The organism is Paenibacillus sp. FSL L8-0158 (assembly GCF_038592965.1).
GTDB lineage: Bacteria > Bacillota > Bacilli > Paenibacillales > Paenibacillaceae > Paenibacillus > Paenibacillus polymyxa_D.
Genome location: NZ_CP151949.1, coordinates 889,875 through 909,204 on the forward strand (window position 1 = coordinate 889,875; position 19,330 = coordinate 909,204).

Sequence of the window (19,330 nt, forward strand, 5' to 3'; positions counted from 1 at the left end):
TGAACTTTAGGTACAATTTAATAAGGTACACATGTTTGAGCCGAAACAAACCGCGATCATACTTGTAAAGAATATCGTCGGGTATGGAATAGGCACAATGCTAACTCGTATAATGCCGGGGATATGGCCCGGAAGTTTCTACCTGGAGACCTTAAATTTCCGGACTACGGGAGACATACGGCTGAAGCCGCATTGCATGCGGTGGAAGAGGCTTGCTTTTGGCATGCCTTTAAGAGGCTCTGTCGTTTGTTTTTTCGTAGTCCGGTGTCTTGAAAATAACGTTATTTTCGAGTGCCGGATTTTTGGCGCTTATTGATAAACAGGGAGTGAAGGACATGTCAGTGCAGGTCGCTGTCATTATGGGCAGCACATCAGACTGGGACACCATGCAGCATGCATGTGCTGTGCTGGACGAGCTTGAAATCGGATATGAGAAAAAGGTAGTTTCAGCCCATCGTACACCGGATTTAATGTTTCGTTTTGCAGAAGAGGCCGCCGAACGTGGACTAAAGGTCATTATTGCTGGAGCGGGTGGGGCAGCGCATTTGCCAGGGATGGTGGCTGCGAAGACATCCTTGCCAGTCATTGGTGTGCCTGTCCAGTCGAAGGCTCTGAATGGTCTAGACTCCCTGCTCTCCATTGTGCAGATGCCGGGTGGTATTCCGGTTGCCACTGTGGCAATCGGTAAGGCAGGCGCTACGAATGCAGGGCTGCTGGCCGCACAAATATTAGGCGCTTTTGACGAAAAGATAAGTCAGCGGGTTGTGGCAAGACGTGACCGTATCCGTGATGAGGTGCTGGAAGGCAGTGACTCACTATGAATGGGGCATGTGAATCTGCAGGTCGCATCCGTCCTCCAGGTACAACGATTGGACTTCTAGGAGGCGGACAGCTAGGCAGAATGCTTGTGCTAGCAGGGACAAACCTAGGATATCGCTTTGTGACGCTGGACCCTGCACCGGATAGCCCGTGTGGACAGGTGTCAGAACAAATCCGTGCTGCCTATGATGATGAGCATGCGGCCAGAGAGTTGGCTGGTCGGTGCGATGTGATCACGTATGAGTTTGAAAATGTGGACGCAGGTGTGGCTGCACTTTTGGAACAGGAATCCAGCGTGCCGCAAGGCAGCAGTCTTTTGTACACAACACAGCATCGTCTTCGTGAAAAGCGTTCTATTGAAGCTGCTGGTGTCCCTGTCGCTCCGTATCGTGAAATCAGTAGTCCTGCGGATATGGTCCAAGCGGTAGCTGAACTGGGTGTACCGTGTGTGCTCAAGACAGCAGTCGGTGGTTATGATGGCAAGGGACAAGTGGTCATTCGCCAACCGGAGGAAGCCTTAGCTGCTTACGAACAATTGGCAGGAGGCGGTGCGGAACTGGTATTGGAACAGTTCATCCGTTTTCGCTGCGAAATCTCGGTGATTGTAGCTCGCAGCACGAACGGTGAAGCTAAAGCTTTTCCACCTGCGGAAAACATTCACGTAAACAACATTTTGCACACGTCGATTGTACCTGCGCGCGTGCCAGAACCTGTTCAGGAGGAAGCACGCAAGTTGGCGCTGGCTGTGGCAGAGTCGCTGGGTGCGGTGGGACTGCTCGCTGTGGAGATGTTTGTCACCGAAGACGGACGGTTGTACGTTAATGAGTTGGCACCGCGACCGCATAACTCCGGTCATTACACGATGGAGGGATGCGCCACGTCGCAATTCGAGCAGCACATACGTGCGATTTGCGGTTTACCCTTGGGCAGCACGAAGCTGCTGACTTCCGTCGTGATGGTCAATGTGCTAGGTGAGCATTTGGAGGACGTGGTTCGGCGGTTTGTGCAATCGGATGTTGAAGCTGAAAGGTTGGATGTTGTACCCAAGCTGCATTTGTATGGAAAAAGTGAAGCCAAGCCAGGCCGAAAGATGGGACATATTAATCTATTGTGCCAGGATGCGGAACAAGCGCTGGAATGGATTGGACAAACCAATATTTGGGGGAATAAATAGTCATGATCGAACGCTATAGCAGACCGGAAATGAGAGCGATTTGGACGGAAGAAAATAAATTTAAAGCGTGGCTGGAAGTAGAGCTGTGTGCCTGTGAAGCTTGGGCGGAATTAGGGGTTATTCCAAAAGAGGATACTGTGGCTCTGCGTAAGAATGCAAGTTTTGATATTGAACGGATCTATGAAATTGAGCAGGAGACAAGACATGATGTCATTGCTTTTACTCGCACGGTGTCCGAAAGTCTTGGAGATGAGCGCAAATGGGTACATTACGGTCTAACCTCTACAGACGTAGTTGATACGGCACTGGGCTACCTGTTAAAGCAGGCGAATGAAATCCTGGAACGCGATATCTTGAATTTTATTGAAATTTTGAAGGAAAAGGCATTGGCTTACAAGCATACACCAATGATGGGACGTACACATGGAGTGCATGCTGAGCCGACCACATTTGGACTGAAGATGGGCCTGTGGTACGAGGAAATGAAGCGCAATCTGGAACGTTTCCGCTATGCTGCTGACCAGGTACAATACGGTAAAATGTCCGGTGCAGTCGGAACATACGCCAACATCGACCCGGCTGTGGAAGAATTCGTATGCCGTAAGCTGGGCACCAAGCCTGCCCCGATTTCTACACAGACGCTGCAGCGCGACCGCCATGCCGAATACATGGCAACATTAGCGTTGATTGCCACATCGTTGGACAAATTTGCTACAGAAGTCCGTGCTCTGCAAAAGAGTGAATTCCGTGAGGTGGAGGAAGCCTTTGCCAAGGGTCAAAAAGGGTCTTCCGCGATGCCGCATAAACGCAATCCGATCGGAAGTGAAAACATCTCCGGTCTGGCACGTGTGATTCGTGGGCATATGGTATCGGCGTATGAGAACGTAACTCTATGGCATGAACGCGATATTTCGCATTCTTCCGTAGAACGCATTATTCTGCCAGATGCCACGATGCTGTTGAACTACATGCTGAACCGTTTTGGCAATATCGTGAAAAATCTGACGGTCTTCCCTGAAAATATGAAGCGCAATATGGCGCGTACGTACGGCGTACCGTTCTCCGGTCGTATTATGACGAAGCTGATCGACAAGGGCTTTAGTCGTGAAAAAGCTTACGATACCGTGCAGCCACGTGCCATGCAGGCATGGGAAGAGCAACGCCAGTTCCGCGATATCGTTGAGGCGACCCCGGAAATTACTGCCGTGCTCAACGCAGATGAAATCGAGGATGCTTTTAACCCAGCCTGGCATCTGAAGAACGTGGATACGATCTTCAAAAAGCTGGGATTAGGGGAATAGGAGGGAAGGTTGGCGCTTGGGGAGGTCGCTGCGCGAACGGATCATTCTTCCGATTGCTGTTGCCCATGGATTCCTGTGATTGTATAAGACAGATAAGGGTCGGAATCCAGGGGCAAAGGCAAGCGCTAACGCTTCTCCAGAACGGTTCCGTCCGCTCCGCTGCTTCCAGCACCAACCTTCGTGTGGGAGCAGAACTAGGGAAGGTGCGGCGCATAAGATGCCGCACCACCCCAAGAGCGATAGAAAAGCGTGTTTCACTGCCTTTCTATCGCAAAGCAACGTGCTCGTGAGGGCTGCCAAATGCGTAGCAAACAGCCAGTGGCCCTCACGAGCACGCGCAGGCTCAAGATGCAAAGCCTTGAGCCACCATATCCGTGCGCAGTGTAGCACATGCGCACAACTAGGCGAAGCCGGAATGCTCGCTGCACGGCCACGGGCCGAATGGTATTACGGCGTCATGCACGTAAAAACGTTGTTTTGTACCAACGTAAAAGCGTCGCTGGATGAAAGCTTGTGCGAACAAGCCTTCATCCAGCGAAACGCGCTCACACCACTCCAGTCACATAATAAACGCCCTCATCGAGCTCACCAAGCCAACTCTTGCGGGAGTCCCGAGGGCAGCAGCCCTGGGGGTTCTCCCTGAGGGGAGGATTTAGGAGGGGCAACTTATATGAAAGAGGTGTAATGAAATGTCATTGTCTACTGCCGAAGGTCTGATCCATGCGCCGCTCTTGTACAAAGGCAAGGTGCGTGAACTGTATGATCTCGGAGAGCATTTTCTGATTGTCGTGACAGACCGAATTTCGGCTTTTGATTATGTGCTAGATCCACCCGTGCCCGAAAAGGGGAATGTGCTGAATAAGCTCAGCGCTTTCTGGTTTGAGCAGACGAAAGACTTGTTGGAAAACCATGTCGTGCACACTGATGTGAACAAGCTCGGGCATGTGATCGACGAACAGAATAAAGAGTTGCTGAAGGACCGGATCATGGTCACGCTGAAGGCTGAACGCATTGACATTGAGTGTGTGGTGCGCGGATATATTACCGGAGGCGGTTGGCGTCAGTATGAACAAAACGGTGAGGTGAATGGCATTCCATTGCCAGAGGGGCTGCGTAAAAATGAACGTTTTCCCAAGCCTTTATTTACACCGGCTGCAAAAAATGATGTTGGACACGACGAGGACATTTCCCTTCACCAAATGAAAGAACTGGTCGGGGTTGAACTAACAGGTGAGCTTGAGGAAAAGAGTTTGGCGTTGTACGAATTTGCACGTGCTTTCTGCGAGAAGCGGGGGATTATTTTAGCCGATTGCAAGTTTGAGTTTGGTCTTGTTAACGGGAAGGTTATTTTGATTGACGAAATTTTCACTCCGGACTCATCCCGATTCTGGGCACAGGAAAAGTATGAGCTGGATGTTGAGATTGACAGCATGGACAAGGAGCCGGTACGAAGTTATTTGGCATCATCCGGTTGGGACAAGAATAGCAAGCCCGATCCGTTGCCGGCTGAGGTCGTAAAAGAAACAACTGCAAGATATACGGATATTTGGCGGCGTCTGACGGCACAGTAAATAGTAATCATAATTCAACCAATAGGATTCACTCATTCGGAGGAGGAACTGAAGGAACATGATGAAAGCAACAGTCTATGTCACGATTAAGCAAAGCGTTTTGGACCCGCAGGGGGTTGCGGTGCAAGGCGCACTGCATTCTATGGGTTTCGGAGAAGTGGACAGCGTCAGAATTGGCAAGTATATGGAACTGAATCTGGATACAACAGACCGCGAGAGTGCTGAAAAGCGCGTCATCGAGATGTGTGAAAAGCTGTTGGCCAACACGGTCATTGAAGACTACCGCTACGAACTGGAGGGCTAATTCCATGAAATTTGCAGTTCTGGTTTTTCCGGGCTCCAACTGTGATATTGACTGCTATAAGGCGATAGAGGACACGGTCGGTGAACCTGTCGATTATGTATGGCATACTGCGACGGATCTGTCGTCTTATGATTGTATTCTTGTTCCTGGCGGCTTCTCTTACGGGGATTATCTACGCTGCGGTGCGATTTCCCGGTTTGCACCGGTGATGAAGGAAGTAGCCAAAGCGGCTGCCGAGGGCAAATATATTTTGGGGATTTGCAACGGTTTTCAAATTCTGACCGAAGCTGGGCTGCTGCCAGGGGCTTTACGCCGTAATCTGTCGATGAAATTCCTATGCCGGGATACGGTGTTGCAGGTTGCGAATAACCAAACACCTTTTACTAAAGATTACGCCGCTGGTGAAAAGATCGTCATTCCGATCGCCCACGGCGAAGGCAACTATTACTGTGATAATGAGACGCTGGCTCGCTTGCAGGCGAATAACCAGATCGTATTTACGTATAAAGATAATCCAAACGGTTCCATGACGGATATCGCAGGGATTTGTAATGAACAAGGAAACGTGCTGGGCATGATGCCTCACCCTGAACGCGCGGTGGACGCATTGCTCGGAACGGATGACGGCAAACGTATGTTTACATCTATTTTGAACGCTTGGAGGGATCGACATGGCGCAGCAAGTGTCCGCTAAGGAACCAACGGCAGAGCAGGTTGCCGAGCATAAACTGTACCAGCAGATGGGTGTGTCGGATAGCGAATATGCGTTGATCTGTGAATTCATGGGACGTCAGCCGAATTATACGGAGATTGGTGTATTCAGTGTCATGTGGTCAGAGCATTGTGCTTACAAAAACTCCAAGCCGTTATTGCGTCGTTTTCCAACGAGCGGTCCACGAGTGCTGATGGGACCCGGTGAGGGTGCAGGCATTGTAGATATCGGTGATAACCAAGCGGTTGTATTTAAAATCGAAAGCCACAACCATCCGTCGGCTGTGGAGCCTTTTCAAGGAGCAGCGACTGGGGTAGGCGGTATCATCCGTGATATTTTCTCCATGGGCGCAAGGCCTGTTGCGGTGTTGAACTCTCTGCGTTTTGGTAAGCTGGAGAGCGACCGTGTGAAATATTTGTTCGAGCATGTGGTATCTGGTATTGCGGGCTACGGGAACTGTATCGGTATTCCGACTGTAGGTGGCGAGGTTGTATTTGATGAAAGCTACGAAGGCAATCCGCTCGTTAATGCAATGTGTGTCGGACTGATTGACCATGATAAAATCCAGCGTGGTGTTGCTAAAGGGGTCGGTAACCCGGTGTTCTATGTGGGCCCACCGACAGGTCGTGATGGGATTCACGGAGCGACATTCGCATCGGTTGAGCTGACAGAAGAATCTGAAGCGAACCGGACTGCGGTTCAAGTAGGCGATCCTTTTATGGAGAAGCTGGTTATGGAATCATGTCTGGAACTGATCGACAGCGGTATTGTGCTGGGTATTCAGGATATGGGTGCCGCAGGACTTACCTGCTCCAGCGCGGAGATGGCGAGTAAGGCTGGCAACGGCCTGGAGCTGTATCTGGATCAGGTACCGCAGCGTGAAGAGGGTATGACCCCTTATGAAATGATGCTGTCCGAATCACAAGAACGGATGCTGTTCGTAGTAGAGCCTAAGGATGAAGCACAGGCACTGGAAATTTTCGAGCGCTGGGGCGTTATTTGTGCCAAGGTCGGTAAAGTGACGGATGACGGTCGTTTGCGTTTGTTCCATCACAATGAAGTGGTCGGAGATATGCCAGTGACGGCGCTGGTTGATGAATGCCCGATTTATGACAAGCCTTCCGAAGTCCCTGCTTATTATGAGCAAAATGCTGCCATTGACACACTTCGTTATGCAGAAGTGACAGATTTGAACGGTGCGTTGAAAAAGGTGCTGTCTTCACCAAGTGTAGCCAGTAAGAAATGGGTATACGAGCAGTATGACTACATGGTTCGTACGAGTACAGCCGTTCGTCCGGGATCGGATGCAGCTATAGTGACTGTGCGCGGAACTCGTAAGGGACTTGCCATGACGACAGATTGTAACGGACGTTATGTATACCTTGACCCAGAGGTAGGCGGACGGATTGCAGTCAGCGAAGCAGCGCGTAACATTGTATGCTCTGGCGGCGAGCCTTTGGCGATTACAGATAACCTGAACTTCGGTAACCCTGAAAAGCCGGATATTTTCTGGCAAATGGAAAAAGCCGTAGACGGTATGGCTGAAGCTTGCCGTGTACTGGATACACCTGTTATCGGGGGTAATGTCAGCTTGTACAACGAAAATACCAAAGGCTCCATCTATCCGACGCCTGTTGTCGGTATGGTAGGTCTGGTACATGATACGGATCATATAACAACACAAGGCTTCAAAGCCGAGGGTGATGTGATTTTCTTGGTGGGGGAAACGAAGGCCGAGCTGGGAGGCAGTGAGTTCCAAGCTGTCATACACGGTATATCCGAGGGACGCCCGCCTGAGTTGGATTTGAACGTAGAGAAAAAACTGCTGACTGCGGTACTGGGAGCGATTCAGGCCGGATTGGTACAATCCGCGCATGACCTAGCAGAGGGCGGATTGGCTGTAGCGCTTGCGGAATCCGGGATTAGCGGAGGATTGGGAGCACAGGTCAACGTAGAAACGAGCTTGCGTCCTGACCATGCTTTGTTCAGCGAAAGTCAATCCCGTATTTTGTTATCTGCATCGCCGGATAAAGCGTCTGCTCTGGAAGCACATCTGCGCGGTCTGGAAGTTCCAGTTACCGTATTAGGAAAAGTTGAAGGATCACAATTGACAGTTGAGGTGAACGGACAACCCGCTTTGAACGAGGCAGTCGCCAGTTTGAAGCAAATCTGGGAGGATGTCATTCCATGTCTGATGAAATAACAGCACGGACGTTGTGGACTGGAGATTATTATAATGAAGGCTCTGGTAAAGAGGGGCTGTTTGATAAATTAAAAGAGGAATGCGGCGTGTTTGGAGTGTATAGACACTCCGATGCCGCTTCTCTAGCATATTACGGATTGCATGCCCTCCAGCATCGCGGGGAGGAAAGTGCAGGCATCTGTGTGAGCAGTGGCGACGAGTTCCATTATCATCGTGGAATGGGTCTTGTAAAAGAAGTATTCAATAAAGATTTGATGGCTTCGCTGACAGGCGATATTGCCATAGGACATGTGCGCTACTCGACAAGTGGAGACAGCAAGCTAACGAATGCACAGCCTTTGGTGTTCAAGTATCGTGATGGCGATTTGGCAGTAGCGACGAACGGGAATATCGTGAATGCTTTGCAAATCCGGCATGAGCTGGAGCAGGGCGGGTCTATTTTTCAAACGACCAGCGATACCGAAGTAGTGGCGCATTTGATCGCACGATCATCCAAGGATTTAGTGGAGGCCGCGAAGGATGCATTGAAGCGTATTGTCGGCGGATTTGCTTTTCTCATTATGACCAACGACAAGCTGCTTGTGGCTTCCGACCCCAATGGTCTGCGTCCAATCACAATGGGCAGACTGGGAGATGCTTATCTGTTCGCATCCGAGTCTTGTGCCCTGGAAACGATTGGTGCAGAACTGCTGCGCGATATCGAGCCGGGTGAACTGCTGGTGCTGGATAAAAACGGACTGCACGAAGACCGTTATACGGAAGATAAGCAGCGTAAAGCGCTATGTGCGATGGAGTATATTTATTTTGCTCGTCCTGACAGTGACTTGAATGGTTCTAATCTTCATGCTGCACGCAAAAGAATGGGTAGCCAGATGGCGTTGGAAGCTTTTGTCGATGCGGATCTGGTGACAGGAGTGCCGGATTCCAGTATTTCGGCTGCGATTGGTTATGCAGAGCAGACAGGTATTCCTTATGAGCTGGGCATGATTAAAAATAAATACACTGGACGTACCTTCATTCAGCCGAGTCAGGAGCTACGCGAGCAGGGTGTGAAAATGAAGCTGAGCGCTGTACGCCGTGTTGTTGAAGGTAAACGAGTCATTATGATCGACGATTCTATCGTCCGGGGCACTACATCCCGTCGAATCGTGAATATGCTGCGTGATGCGGGAGCGTTGGAGGTACATGTACGTATTACCTCGCCGCCTTTCAAAAACCCGTGCTTCTACGGTATTGACACGCCGGATCGCCGGGAACTGATTGCTTCATCCAAAACCGTCGAGGAAATTCGTGAGGAAATTAACGCCGATTCGCTTTACTTTATGAGCGCCGAGGGTTTGATTGCCGCTGTAGGCGGATATAACGAACAGGATTACAAAGGCGGCTTGTGCCTAGCCTGTTTCGATAATGATTACCCGACTCAGGTAGATTTCAAAGGTGAAGAAAAGTTCGGATGTAGTTGTTGAGAAAAGGGAACAAAAGAGGTGTATGAGCAAGTGGTGGTGGTTCTGAGAGAGCCACTCCGCGTGTGGAAGGTTCTTCCGATCGCTGTTGCCGCTGGATTCCTGGATTGGAATAACCCCTTAGAGGGTTGGAATCCAGCGGCAAAGGCGAACGCTTCGCTTCTCCAGAATCTTTCCACCCGCTGCGTTCCTCAGGTGTGCAGCATTTTGCAGCAGTGCCTGTCTCTCTTCTGTTCCCTATGAGGAAGAGGACAGGTAAGGCAGTTAAAAACTCATGGCATAATTATTTCATGCCATGAGTTTTTAACGGGCGGCCTGTAGAACCGCCCGTGAGCCAGCGAAGCGAAGCTCAATAGCAGGCAGGGTGAAGCTGCCTGCCTCAAAGGGCAAAGAAGTAAGCCGCTTGTTGGCGCCGCTCACTTCTTTGCCCGGCACGTCCCCGCCTTTGCAAAGCAAACAGCCCGGGACGTGCCTCCGCCGCCTTCTGTCAAGGCGGCCACGCACTAAAGCGTGTCTTTGTGAATTGCGGGATTGATCCGCAATTCACAAAGGAAAGCACGCGACTCACTGCACGAATCAACCACCAAGCAGCACCCAACCTTACACATCTGACCGACTCTTGAGGGGTCCAGGGGGAGCAGCCTCCTAAGTCCTCCCTGCTAGGGAGGACTTAGGAGGGTCAATCATTTGAAGGAGTGTTCATGAATGTCCGAAGCATACAAAAACGCAGGGGTAGATATCGCTGCCGGTAATGAAGCAGTAGAACGGATGAAAAAGCACGTTAAACGTACCTTCCGTCCCGAAGTGCTGACGGACTTGGGCGGATTCGGTGCGTTGTTCGGCCTGAATAAGGATAAGTACGAGGAGCCTGTACTCGTTTCCGGTACCGATGGTGTCGGCACGAAGCTGAAGCTTGCTTTCGCAATGGATCGTCATGACACCATTGGTATTGACGCGGTTGCGATGTGTGTAAACGATATTGTCGTCGGGGGCGCGGAGCCACTCTTTTTTCTAGATTACCTCGCTTGTGACAAGGTTGTGCCCGAAAAAATCGAGGCAATAGTCGCTGGAATCGCAGAGGGTTGCCAACAATCGGGTTGTGCGCTGGTTGGCGGTGAAACCGCAGAAATGCCAGGGATGTACAGCGAGGGTGAATATGATATTGCCGGATTCACGGTAGGGATTGTAGATAAAAGCAAAATCATCAACGGCAGCTCTATTGCCCCTGGAGATACTGTTATCGGATTGGCCTCCAGCGGAGTTCACAGTAACGGCTTCTCACTGGTTCGCAAACTGTTATTAGAACAGCAGGGCTATGATTTGCATGATGAAATCGAAGGCTTGAACGGCAAACTGGGCGATGTACTGCTGGAGCCAACGAAAATTTACGTGAAATCCGTTTTGGCATTGCTGGACAAGGTAAACGTAAAAGGCATGGCGCATATCACAGGTGGCGGTTTTATTGAAAATATCCCTAGAGTGTTACCGGATCACGTCAATGTGGATATTGAATACGGCACTTGGCCGATTTTGCCAATCTTCCAGCTCATGCAGGAAAAAGGCGCAATCTCCAACAAAGACATGTTCACAACCTTTAATATGGGAATTGGCATGGTAATTGTTGTAGGAGAAGAGCATGCACAGACTGCACTGGAAGTTCTGAAGGAACAGGGTGAAGCTGCGTATGTGATCGGAAAAGTAACGGAAGGCAGTTCTATAGTGACCTTTACGGGAGCCGAGGTGTAATGAACGAGTACCGGATTGCTGTTTTTGCATCAGGCGAAGGGACGAATTTTCAATCATTGGTGGATGCGGCTGCGCGAGGAGAACTGGGCGGCGCCACGGTAGAATTGCTCATCTGTGACAAGCCTGCGGCTCCTGCCGTAGCTAGAGCACAGAAAGCTGGAATTGCGTGCCATACTTTTCGACCCAAGGAATATCCTTCCAGAGAAGACTATGAGCGTGAACTGGTGACTTTACTGGAGCAGAAATCAATTGATCTCATCGTGTTAGCTGGCTACATGCGTTTGCTATCCAGCGTCATGGTCGATGCCTACGCAGGAAAAATTATTAATATTCATCCGTCACTACTTCCGGCATTTCCAGGGAAAGATGCTGTTGGAAAGGCATTGACCTATGGGGTCAAGGTAAGTGGCGTCACCGTTCATTTTGTGGACGGGGGCATGGATACGGGAGCTATTATTGCCCAGCGTGTCGTGGAGGTTAGCGACCATGATACAGCGGAATCCTTATCCGCAGTCATTCAATCCGTGGAACGTCAGCTATATCCAGAAGTAGTTGGGAAATTAGCCCAAGGAAAAATCCAATTAAATGGTCGCAAAGTGATTTCACTTCTCTAAGAATGATTGTAATTTGTCATATCATTGTCATATCAAGGATGCTGTGCAGGCATTTTCCGATATTTCTCGGGAAATAAAATGATAAAAGAGAATTTTGCGAAATTCTGAAAGAGCTAAAGGAGGAGACAGGGTGAGTATTAAAAGAGCGCTCGTCAGCGTATCGGATAAGCGAGGGATCGTGGAATTTTGCCGCGAGTTGTCCAAATTGGGTGTGGAGATCGTTTCGACAGGGGGAACGAGCAGCTTGTTGTCGAAGGAGGGCATTCCCGTCATCGGCATTTCCGAGGTAACGGGTTTTCCTGAAATTATGGATGGACGTGTTAAAACACTCCACCCTGCGGTACACAGCGGCTTGCTGGCTGTTCGGGATAATGAAGAGCATCAGCGTCAGATGAAAGAACTTGGATTGGGTTATATAGATCTGGTCGTTGTGAATCTGTATCCTTTTGCGGAAACGATTGCCAAACCCGGTGTAACTTATGAGGACGCGATTGAAAATATCGACATCGGCGGTCCAACGATGCTGCGTTCTGCGGCAAAAAATCATGCTTTTGTCAGTGTGGTAGTCGATGCTGATGACTATAGCACAGTGCTGGAGGAAATCCGTAAGGATGGCGATACGGAGCTGAATACCCGTAAGCGTTTGGCCGCAAAAGTGTTCCGTCATACGGCGTCATACGACGCTGTGATATCCGATTATTTGTCGAATGTGACAGGTGAGCCGTTGCCTGAACGTTACACTGTAACCTATGAAAAAATTCAGGATTTGCGTTATGGCGAAAATCCGCACCAGCAGGCGGCATTTTACCGTGAGCCATTGGCGGCAAAGGGTACACTGACAACAGCGAAACAACTTCACGGCAAAGAGCTGTCTTACAATAACATCAATGATGCTAATGCAGCTTTGCAAATTGTCAAAGAATTCAGCGAACCTACAGTAGTAGCAGTTAAGCATATGAATCCTTGTGGTGTGGGAATTGGCGGCAGTATTTATGAAGCGTACAGCAAGGCGTATGCAGCTGATCCAACTTCGATTTTTGGCGGCATCGTAGCGGCTAACCGGATTATTGACGGTGATACAGCAAATAAGCTGAGTGAAATCTTTTTGGAAATTGTACTGGCACCGGGCTTTACGAAAGAAGCATTGGAGATTTTAACGAAAAAGAAAAATATTCGTTTGCTTGATCTGGGTGAGCTTTCCCGGTCTGAACAGGCAGAGAGCCGTTTCGTCGTAACTTCCATTGAAGGCGGCATGGTCGTTCAGCAAAATGACATTCACGCTGTAGACTCAGATGCACTTACAGTTGCAACGGAGCGGGCACCATCCGAGGAAGAACTGAAACAGCTTTTGTTTAGCTGGAAAGTGGTTAAGCATGTAAAATCCAACGCCATCGTACTGGCGGCAGATAATATGACCATTGGCGTAGGCGCAGGACAAATGAACCGTGTCGGTGCGGCCAAGATTGCTATCGAGCAGGCCGGTGACAAAGCAAAAGGTGCCGTACTGGCATCCGATGCATTTTTCCCGATGGGCGATACGTTGGAGTTGGCAGCTAAAGCAGGCATCACGGCAGTTATTCAGCCCGGCGGCTCCATCAAAGATGAAGAGTCCATTAAGGTTGCTAACGAATACGGCATTGCCATGGTCTTTACAGGCGTACGTCATTTCAAGCACTAACTTGTATGAGTTGAGGATGCAGCAGCATTTTCACCTGAACAATCTTAATGGGAGCGGGAGGAATCACCTGAATGGATATTTTGGTTATCGGAGGGGGCGGCCGCGAACATGCAATTGTGTGGGCGCTGAAGAAAAGCCCCAAGGCCGGACAAATCTATTGCGCACCAGGCAATGCTGGTATCGGACAGTTAGCGGAGTGTGTGCCGATTCCGGTGAGCGACTTTGACGCGCTGACAGAACTGGCGGAATCCAAAAAGGTCGGACTTGTCGTGGTTGGCCCCGATGATCCGCTGGCAGATGGCATTGTGGATGCTTTTGAAGCGAAAGGCATTCCCGTATTCGGACCGCGTAAAAATGCAGCAGAAATTGAAGGTAGCAAAATCTTTATGAAGGATTTGCTCCATAAATATCATATTCCAACAGCAACCTATCGCAAGTTTTATACTTACGAGGAAGCACATGCATACTTGAAGGAGCAACCGATCCCGGTCGTCATTAAGGCAGACGGACTGGCGGCAGGCAAAGGGGTAACGGTCGCTTACTCGATGGAGGAAGCGGAAAAGGCTCTCTCTGACATTATGGTGGCCAAGGTGTTTGGTGAAGCCGGGGCACAAGTCGTGATTGAGGAGTTTCTGGCTGGTCAGGAAATGTCGATTCTCTCCTTTGTCGACGGTGAAACGGTTCGTCCGATGGCCGCGGCGCAAGACCACAAGCCCATTTTTGATGGTGACAAAGGACCGAATACAGGTGGCATGGGTACGTATTCTCCGTTGCCTCACATAGCCAATACCATTATTGAGGAAGCTATTGAGACGATTATTAAGCCGACGGCCAAGGCCATGGTTGCTGAAGGGTGCCCGTTCCGAGGTGTATTATTTGCCGGATTGATGATTTCACCAGACGGCAAGCCGAAGACCATTGAGTTTAATGCACGTTTCGGTGATCCGGAAACTCAAGTGGTTCTGCCTCGTTTGAAATCCGATCTGCTCGATATTTTTCTCGCTGCTGTAAATGGCACACTGGATCAGGTGGAGATCAAGTGGAAGGATGAAGCGGCGGTGTGCGTGGTGCTGGCATCCGGAGGTTATCCTGCAGCTTACGCCAAAGGCGTCCCTATCCACGGATTGGAACAGATAGACGAAGCTATTGTGTTCCATGCTGGAACGGGCATCAACGAACAGGGTGAGTGGATAACGAACGGAGGACGCGTACTAGGCGTGGTTGGCTTGGGGCGTGACATTGCCGAGGCACGTGACAAAGCTTACGAACAGGCGGATCGTATTACCTTTGAAGGTAAACAAAACCGTACGGATATTGCGGCAAAAGCATTGCTGTAACAGCAACATATAGGAAAAAGAGGACCTCTGTGGAGGTTCTCTTTTTGTTCAAAGAAAATAAAGTAGTGGACTGAAAAATAAAGTATTAGACTCATGATGCCTAATTAAGCTAAAGGGCAGTTCAACGAAACTTTCAAATTAATTGAAGCGTATGATATTTATTTATACAAAGGAAGTGAACTGTAAGTGACTGTAGAATTATAACGTTCAAAAGCGATTACTTTCATTGCTAGGGATCCACCAATGGATCATAAATTAACAGTAAAACAGCTCTTTGGAGGAACGCTAAAATGAGTAAACCTGTGGTGAATGTTGCATTGGTATGCGGCCCAGATTGTGATATGGAAAGTCAGGCAGTCAGAGCAACACTAGAGTACTTTGGAGCGAGAGTCTTTATGTATTGGGTTGGTAGGCCAAACGATTTTATCTCTGTTTTATCTGGTGATGACCTATATGTAAATACTGATCTGGTTATACTCAACTTTCATGGTAATGAAGGGAAATTTGTTATGCCAGAGCTCGGAGATGATATCTATGAAGAGGGTGAACCTGGAGGTGACTTTGGCCCACACGAAATTAGTAGTTTTGCTAATCTGGAAGGTAAAGTGGTCTTTGGCAATGGGTGCTCCTTAGGTGATCCAGCACTAGCCAAAGCATTTTTGAACGCAGGTTGTAGAATATATATCGGACCTGATGACTATCCGAACGGTAATGATGCACTTATGTTCATCTTACGATCTTTTTACGAAATAATAGAGCATGGCAAAGATATCAAAGAGGCGTATGAGATCGCATCCACATTAAGTGTTGAGATGTCTATGTATAAATATTATGAACACGGCTGATTGAAAAGGGTGCGTGAGAACCTAAATCGTCACTTAGCTAACGGGAAATGATAGCACAGAAAGAAATTAAATCAACAGCAGTCGGATATTCTGGCTGCTGTTTTCAACTAACGGGCCGACAATAGGGAACGGAAAAATTTATAAAGACTCATGAAGCCTAATTAAGCTAACGGGCAGTTTACAGTAACGTAACTGATACATTTTGGATTCCGAAACCGTCTTTATATTAAAGTAGCGAAAGGAGTGGGGGTGCTTAGGCTAACTTGGCAGGATAAGATTGGAACGAACGAAAATGGAAATTTTTTAAAAGGAGGATTGAGATGAGGTTGTTTGAACTGTTGCTTTTTTTGTCAAACATCGCCTTGTTTACATTAACAGTCCTGTTAGATAAAGGACGTCGTAGAATTCCAGTATTCGTTGCAAGCAGGATCGCCACACTTTTACTGGTCATTCATTGGACGGTGGGAGGATACAGAGTTCAGCTATTTTCCCCATATTGCATAACGATCATTTTTTTAGCCATTTCAGGTTATAGCTATTTTTAAAAAAATGGTCCCAAAAAAATCCCACGATTCATATTGGGTTCAGCTTATACCGCTATAGCGATAATGCTGATCGTAACAGCGGGTCTCATGTATGCTTTTCCTGTATTTAAACTACCTGAACCGACAGGCGAATTTAAGGTAGGAACGCAAACTTTTCATTTCGTGGATACAAATAGGGAAGAGATTTTCGACGAAGCTAGAGATGGTAAGAGAGAATTGATGGTTCAGGTATGGTATCCGGCTCAAGCTGGCACCGGCAAGTACGCTTCCTTTGTTCCTAATACCCAGATTTTGCATTATATGGCCACGGATTATGGCCTTCCCTGGGTTTGCTTTTCAACACTTGAAGTACGTATCCAGTCATGCTTATTCGGGAGCCGAAGTCTCTTCGGCACAGACTACATACCCGCTGATCCTTACCAATCCCGGCAACGGCTCTTCCAGGTTCCTCCACACGTCGCAAGCCGAAAATCTCGCGAGTCACGGATATATCGTGGCCGTGATCGACCACACCTACAATACATTTGCAACCGAGTTTCCGGACGGGCGAATCACGACCAGCACAACCAACGACTTATTCTCGCCTGACCATGATTACCGGACGAGTAGAGGAAATCGCGACAAGTTGGGAAAAGTTCTAACCGGCGATGTGACGTTTGCGCTGGACCAGTTCGAGCTCGTCCAATCGGGACAGATTCCAAGTCATCTAAAAGGGAGGATTGATCTCGGTCATGTCGGGGTGTTCGGTCATTCCATCGGCGGAGCCACGGCCTATGACGCTTCTTACGATCCGCGAATCGCGGTTGGAATCGACCTTGATGGAGGGCTTTACCGACTGCGTGACAGAGAGGGTCTGCGAAAGCCGTTTTTGTTCATCCACTCGGAAAGCTATTTCGAACAATTAAAAAGGGTGATGGATAACCGTGTCTACACAGATGCAGAGCTTAACCGTATGGGCTCAACAAGAGAGTGGGAGGACCAAGTAACGGAAGATAAAAAGTTGGAGCTTGAGCGGATGCGCGAAACGGTTGACGAAGGGGGACAAGTCCTCTATATCGAAAATACGGAGCATTTGAATTTTGCCGACGTACAGTTCATTTCTCCGATTTTCAAAATGCTGGGCATTGCAGGAAAGATTGCGCCCGAAAGAGCGAACTCCGTTATCAATGCCTACATATTGGATTTTTTCGATATGTATCTGAAAAATCAAGGCGGAATCTTATTGAAAGGACCGGATAGCCGCTTTCCGGAGGTGAAATTCGTAACCTTATTATTGAGCTAACGGGACACGTTAGCTCAATAAAACGGCGGCAGTGGATACCGCTGTTTCTGTTTTCTGGCGAAGTTTTCAGCCCTCAACCATAGAGGAAGATTAACTCAAACACAGTTAAGATATTGACAACTATCTATAGTTGTAAGTAAAATCATTACAACGGGAGGGTGTAAATGAGAATCAGTAGCAAATTTAGCGTTGCTGTACATATGCTGACACTTATTAATGTTCGTACTGACCAGCTTACATCAGAACAAATAGCAGATAGCGTGAACATTAATCCGGTCATTATTCGTCAGATCAGCAGCTTACTGAAAAGAGCTGGATTAATTGAGGTGAAACGCGGGATAGGTGGCGCGTCCTTACTAAAAGAGCCAGCAGACATATCATTATACGATATTTTTATTGCTGTCGATGTTGTCCATGATGATGGTCTCTTTCATACTCATGAAAATCCTAATCCAATTTGCTGGGTGGGCTCGAATATTAATGAGATTCTTGGGCTCTTCCTGCTAAAGGCACAACATGCAATGGAAGAGATACTTCGCGATGTGTCATTAGAAGAAATTACGGAGCTTATCAAGCAAAAAAAACATGCTTCTTCTTAGGGGAAGCATAATTTTTTTTCACTAGTTGTAATAAAATTCATTACAACAAACTGACCCTCCCGAAAAAACGATAAGGAGTGTTAAAGATGGGACAAAACTTTGAGGAAGAGATTAAAGAGCTACACTGGGAATCCGATAGGAACTCATACGTCCAACTAATTCCTAATATTGTTTATTTAGAAAAAGAGGAGTATTCTTTAAAACTAAATCTACTGGTTTACCGTGATCCAATGGATGCATTATTTAACCGTGACGGCAATAAAGAAGTTTATCCACTGATTATTTATTTACAAGGTTGCGGATGGGGCTGGAGTGAGCAGGATACGTTTCAGTTTATCCCGCAATTATCGGAATTTGCCAAGGATGGTTACGTCGTCGCAAGCATTCAATATCGCCTAAGCTCACAAGACATATTCCCCGCGCAGCTTGAAGATGTAAAATCTGCTATACGTTATTTAAGAACCCATGCGTCCCAATTCAATATCGATCCGAAAAGAGTAGGTATATGGGGGGACTCATCTGGTGCCCATTTAGCCTTACTGGCTGGGCTTGAGGCGATGGGAAGCTTAGACGATCAGGTTAATATTCAAGCCGTTGTTGATTGGTTTGGCCCGACTGATCTACTTTCTATGAGCCAGTACCCTTCTGTATTTGACCACGATTCTCCACATTCGCCAGAGTCTAAATTAGTAGGGGGAGCTATCCAGGAGAATAAAGAAAAGGCTAGAAGCGCAAGCCCTATCCGTTACATTCACCCCTCTGCACCACCCACTCTAATCATGCATGGCGATGCAGATGACGTTGTCCCCTATGAGCAGAGCGTCGAAATGTTTAAGGCCCTGCGCAGGGCTGGAAACTACGCGGAAATGTATAAAGTTAAGGGTGCAGGACACATTGGCTTCACACAGCCGCAAACGATGGAGGTTGTTAAATCATTTTTTAAAAAGCATCTTAAGTCATTAAGCTAACGGGAAACGTTAGTTTAATAAAACAGCGGTAGTCTAAGACTATATTTTCTCGTCTAAGGCTGCCGCTGCCTTTTTTGTTGGCGCCAGTCTAATACTTATTTTATGGGATCTGTCGGTTTTTAAAATTCAAAAGCCGCTTGGAGCAGCAAATCTAGTCTAAAACTTTATT

16 protein-coding genes, 1 pseudogene and 1 riboswitch are annotated in these 19,330 nt (G+C 48.2%); of the genes and pseudogenes, 16 read left to right on the plus strand and 1 reads right to left on the minus strand.

The window, feature by feature from the left end:
- The first annotated feature begins 85 nt into the window (after window positions 1–85).
- Window positions 86–187, plus strand: a riboswitch (purine riboswitch).
- 148 nt (window positions 188–335) lie between these two features.
- The 8 genes from purE to purF all read left to right on the plus strand — a co-directional run bounded on the left by purE (window position 336) and on the right by purF (window position 9,550).
- A complete protein-coding gene (gene purE / locus NSQ68_RS03980) occupies window positions 336–821 on the plus strand; it encodes a 5-(carboxyamino)imidazole ribonucleotide mutase (protein ID WP_342428030.1) in 486 nt (161 codons plus the stop codon).
- Window positions 818–1,993 carry a 5-(carboxyamino)imidazole ribonucleotide synthase gene (gene purK / locus NSQ68_RS03985; RefSeq protein ID WP_342428031.1) on the plus strand — a complete coding sequence of 392 codons (1,176 nt, stop codon included), beginning with the start codon at window positions 818–820 and terminating at the stop codon, window positions 1,991–1,993. The genes purE and purK overlap by 4 nt, the downstream gene beginning before the upstream one ends.
- Window positions 1,994–1,995: 2 nt before the next feature.
- Window positions 1,996–3,294 carry an adenylosuccinate lyase gene (gene purB / locus NSQ68_RS03990; protein ID WP_342428032.1) on the plus strand — a complete coding sequence of 433 codons (1,299 nt, stop codon included), beginning with the start codon at window positions 1,996–1,998 and terminating at the stop codon, window positions 3,292–3,294.
- 689 nt (window positions 3,295–3,983) lie between these two features.
- Entirely contained in the window at window positions 3,984–4,865 is an 882-nt protein-coding gene (locus NSQ68_RS03995; RefSeq protein ID WP_342428033.1) for a phosphoribosylaminoimidazolesuccinocarboxamide synthase, read from the plus strand.
- Between the two features lie 58 nt (window positions 4,866–4,923).
- Window positions 4,924–5,169, plus strand: coding sequence for a phosphoribosylformylglycinamidine synthase subunit PurS (purS, locus tag NSQ68_RS04000; RefSeq protein ID WP_007428837.1), 246 nt, complete (start codon window positions 4,924–4,926; stop codon window positions 5,167–5,169).
- Window positions 5,170–5,173: 4 nt separating this feature from the next.
- Window positions 5,174–5,863, plus strand: a complete 690-nt coding sequence (purQ, locus tag NSQ68_RS04005) for a phosphoribosylformylglycinamidine synthase subunit PurQ (protein WP_307354038.1) — start codon at window positions 5,174–5,176, stop codon at window positions 5,861–5,863.
- On the plus strand, window positions 5,841–8,084 hold the full coding sequence (gene purL / locus NSQ68_RS04010) for a phosphoribosylformylglycinamidine synthase subunit PurL (RefSeq protein ID WP_307354037.1): 2,244 nt from the start codon (window positions 5,841–5,843) through the stop codon (window positions 8,082–8,084). Before purQ ends, purL begins: the two co-directional genes overlap by 23 nt.
- Window positions 8,069–9,550: an amidophosphoribosyltransferase gene (gene purF / locus NSQ68_RS04015; RefSeq protein ID WP_342428034.1), complete on the plus strand. Its 1,482-nt coding sequence runs from the start codon at window positions 8,069–8,071 to the stop codon at window positions 9,548–9,550. The genes purL and purF overlap by 16 nt, the downstream gene beginning before the upstream one ends.
- 300 nt (window positions 9,551–9,850) lie before the next feature.
- Here the strand turns inward: purF and NSQ68_RS04020 are convergent, their stop codons facing one another.
- Window positions 9,851–10,003 carry a hypothetical protein gene (locus NSQ68_RS04020; protein ID WP_342428035.1) on the minus strand — a complete coding sequence of 51 codons (153 nt, stop codon included), beginning with the start codon at window positions 10,001–10,003 and terminating at the stop codon, window positions 9,851–9,853.
- A 249-nt stretch (window positions 10,004–10,252) separates the two neighbouring features.
- On the opposite strand from NSQ68_RS04020, the gene purM reads away from it, so the two are divergent.
- The 8 genes and pseudogenes from purM (at window position 10,253) to NSQ68_RS04060 (ending at window position 19,161) form a co-directional block, all read left to right on the plus strand.
- The gene (gene purM, locus NSQ68_RS04025; RefSeq protein ID WP_342428036.1) at window positions 10,253–11,293 is read left to right on the plus strand and encodes a phosphoribosylformylglycinamidine cyclo-ligase; all 1,041 of its coding nucleotides are present in this window, start codon (window positions 10,253–10,255) and stop codon (window positions 11,291–11,293) included.
- The gene (gene purN, locus NSQ68_RS04030; RefSeq protein WP_342428037.1) at window positions 11,293–11,907 is read left to right on the plus strand and encodes a phosphoribosylglycinamide formyltransferase; all 615 of its coding nucleotides are present in this window, start codon (window positions 11,293–11,295) and stop codon (window positions 11,905–11,907) included. Before purM ends, purN begins: the two co-directional genes overlap by 1 nt.
- Before the next feature lie 130 nt (window positions 11,908–12,037).
- Window positions 12,038–13,585 (plus strand): bifunctional phosphoribosylaminoimidazolecarboxamide formyltransferase/IMP cyclohydrolase, encoded by a 1,548-nt coding sequence (purH, locus tag NSQ68_RS04035; RefSeq protein ID WP_342428038.1) that lies wholly within the window; start codon window positions 12,038–12,040, stop codon window positions 13,583–13,585.
- Between the two features lie 71 nt (window positions 13,586–13,656).
- Window positions 13,657–14,922 carry a phosphoribosylamine--glycine ligase gene (gene purD, locus NSQ68_RS04040; RefSeq protein WP_342428039.1) on the plus strand — a complete coding sequence of 422 codons (1,266 nt, stop codon included), beginning with the start codon at window positions 13,657–13,659 and terminating at the stop codon, window positions 14,920–14,922.
- Between the two features lie 290 nt (window positions 14,923–15,212).
- Complete coding sequence (locus tag NSQ68_RS04045; RefSeq protein ID WP_342428040.1) at window positions 15,213–15,767, plus strand: delta-aminolevulinic acid dehydratase; 555 nt, start codon at window positions 15,213–15,215, stop codon at window positions 15,765–15,767.
- Window positions 15,768–16,087: 320 nt separating this feature from the next.
- Window positions 16,088–17,594: pseudogene (locus NSQ68_RS04050) on the plus strand (dienelactone hydrolase).
- Between the two features lie 164 nt (window positions 17,595–17,758).
- The gene (locus tag NSQ68_RS04055) at window positions 17,759–18,193 is read left to right on the plus strand and encodes an Rrf2 family transcriptional regulator (protein ID WP_342428041.1); all 435 of its coding nucleotides are present in this window, start codon (window positions 17,759–17,761) and stop codon (window positions 18,191–18,193) included.
- Between the two features lie 86 nt (window positions 18,194–18,279).
- Entirely contained in the window at window positions 18,280–19,161 is an 882-nt protein-coding gene (locus NSQ68_RS04060; protein WP_342428042.1) for an alpha/beta hydrolase, read from the plus strand.
- Window positions 19,162–19,330 lie beyond the last annotated feature (169 nt).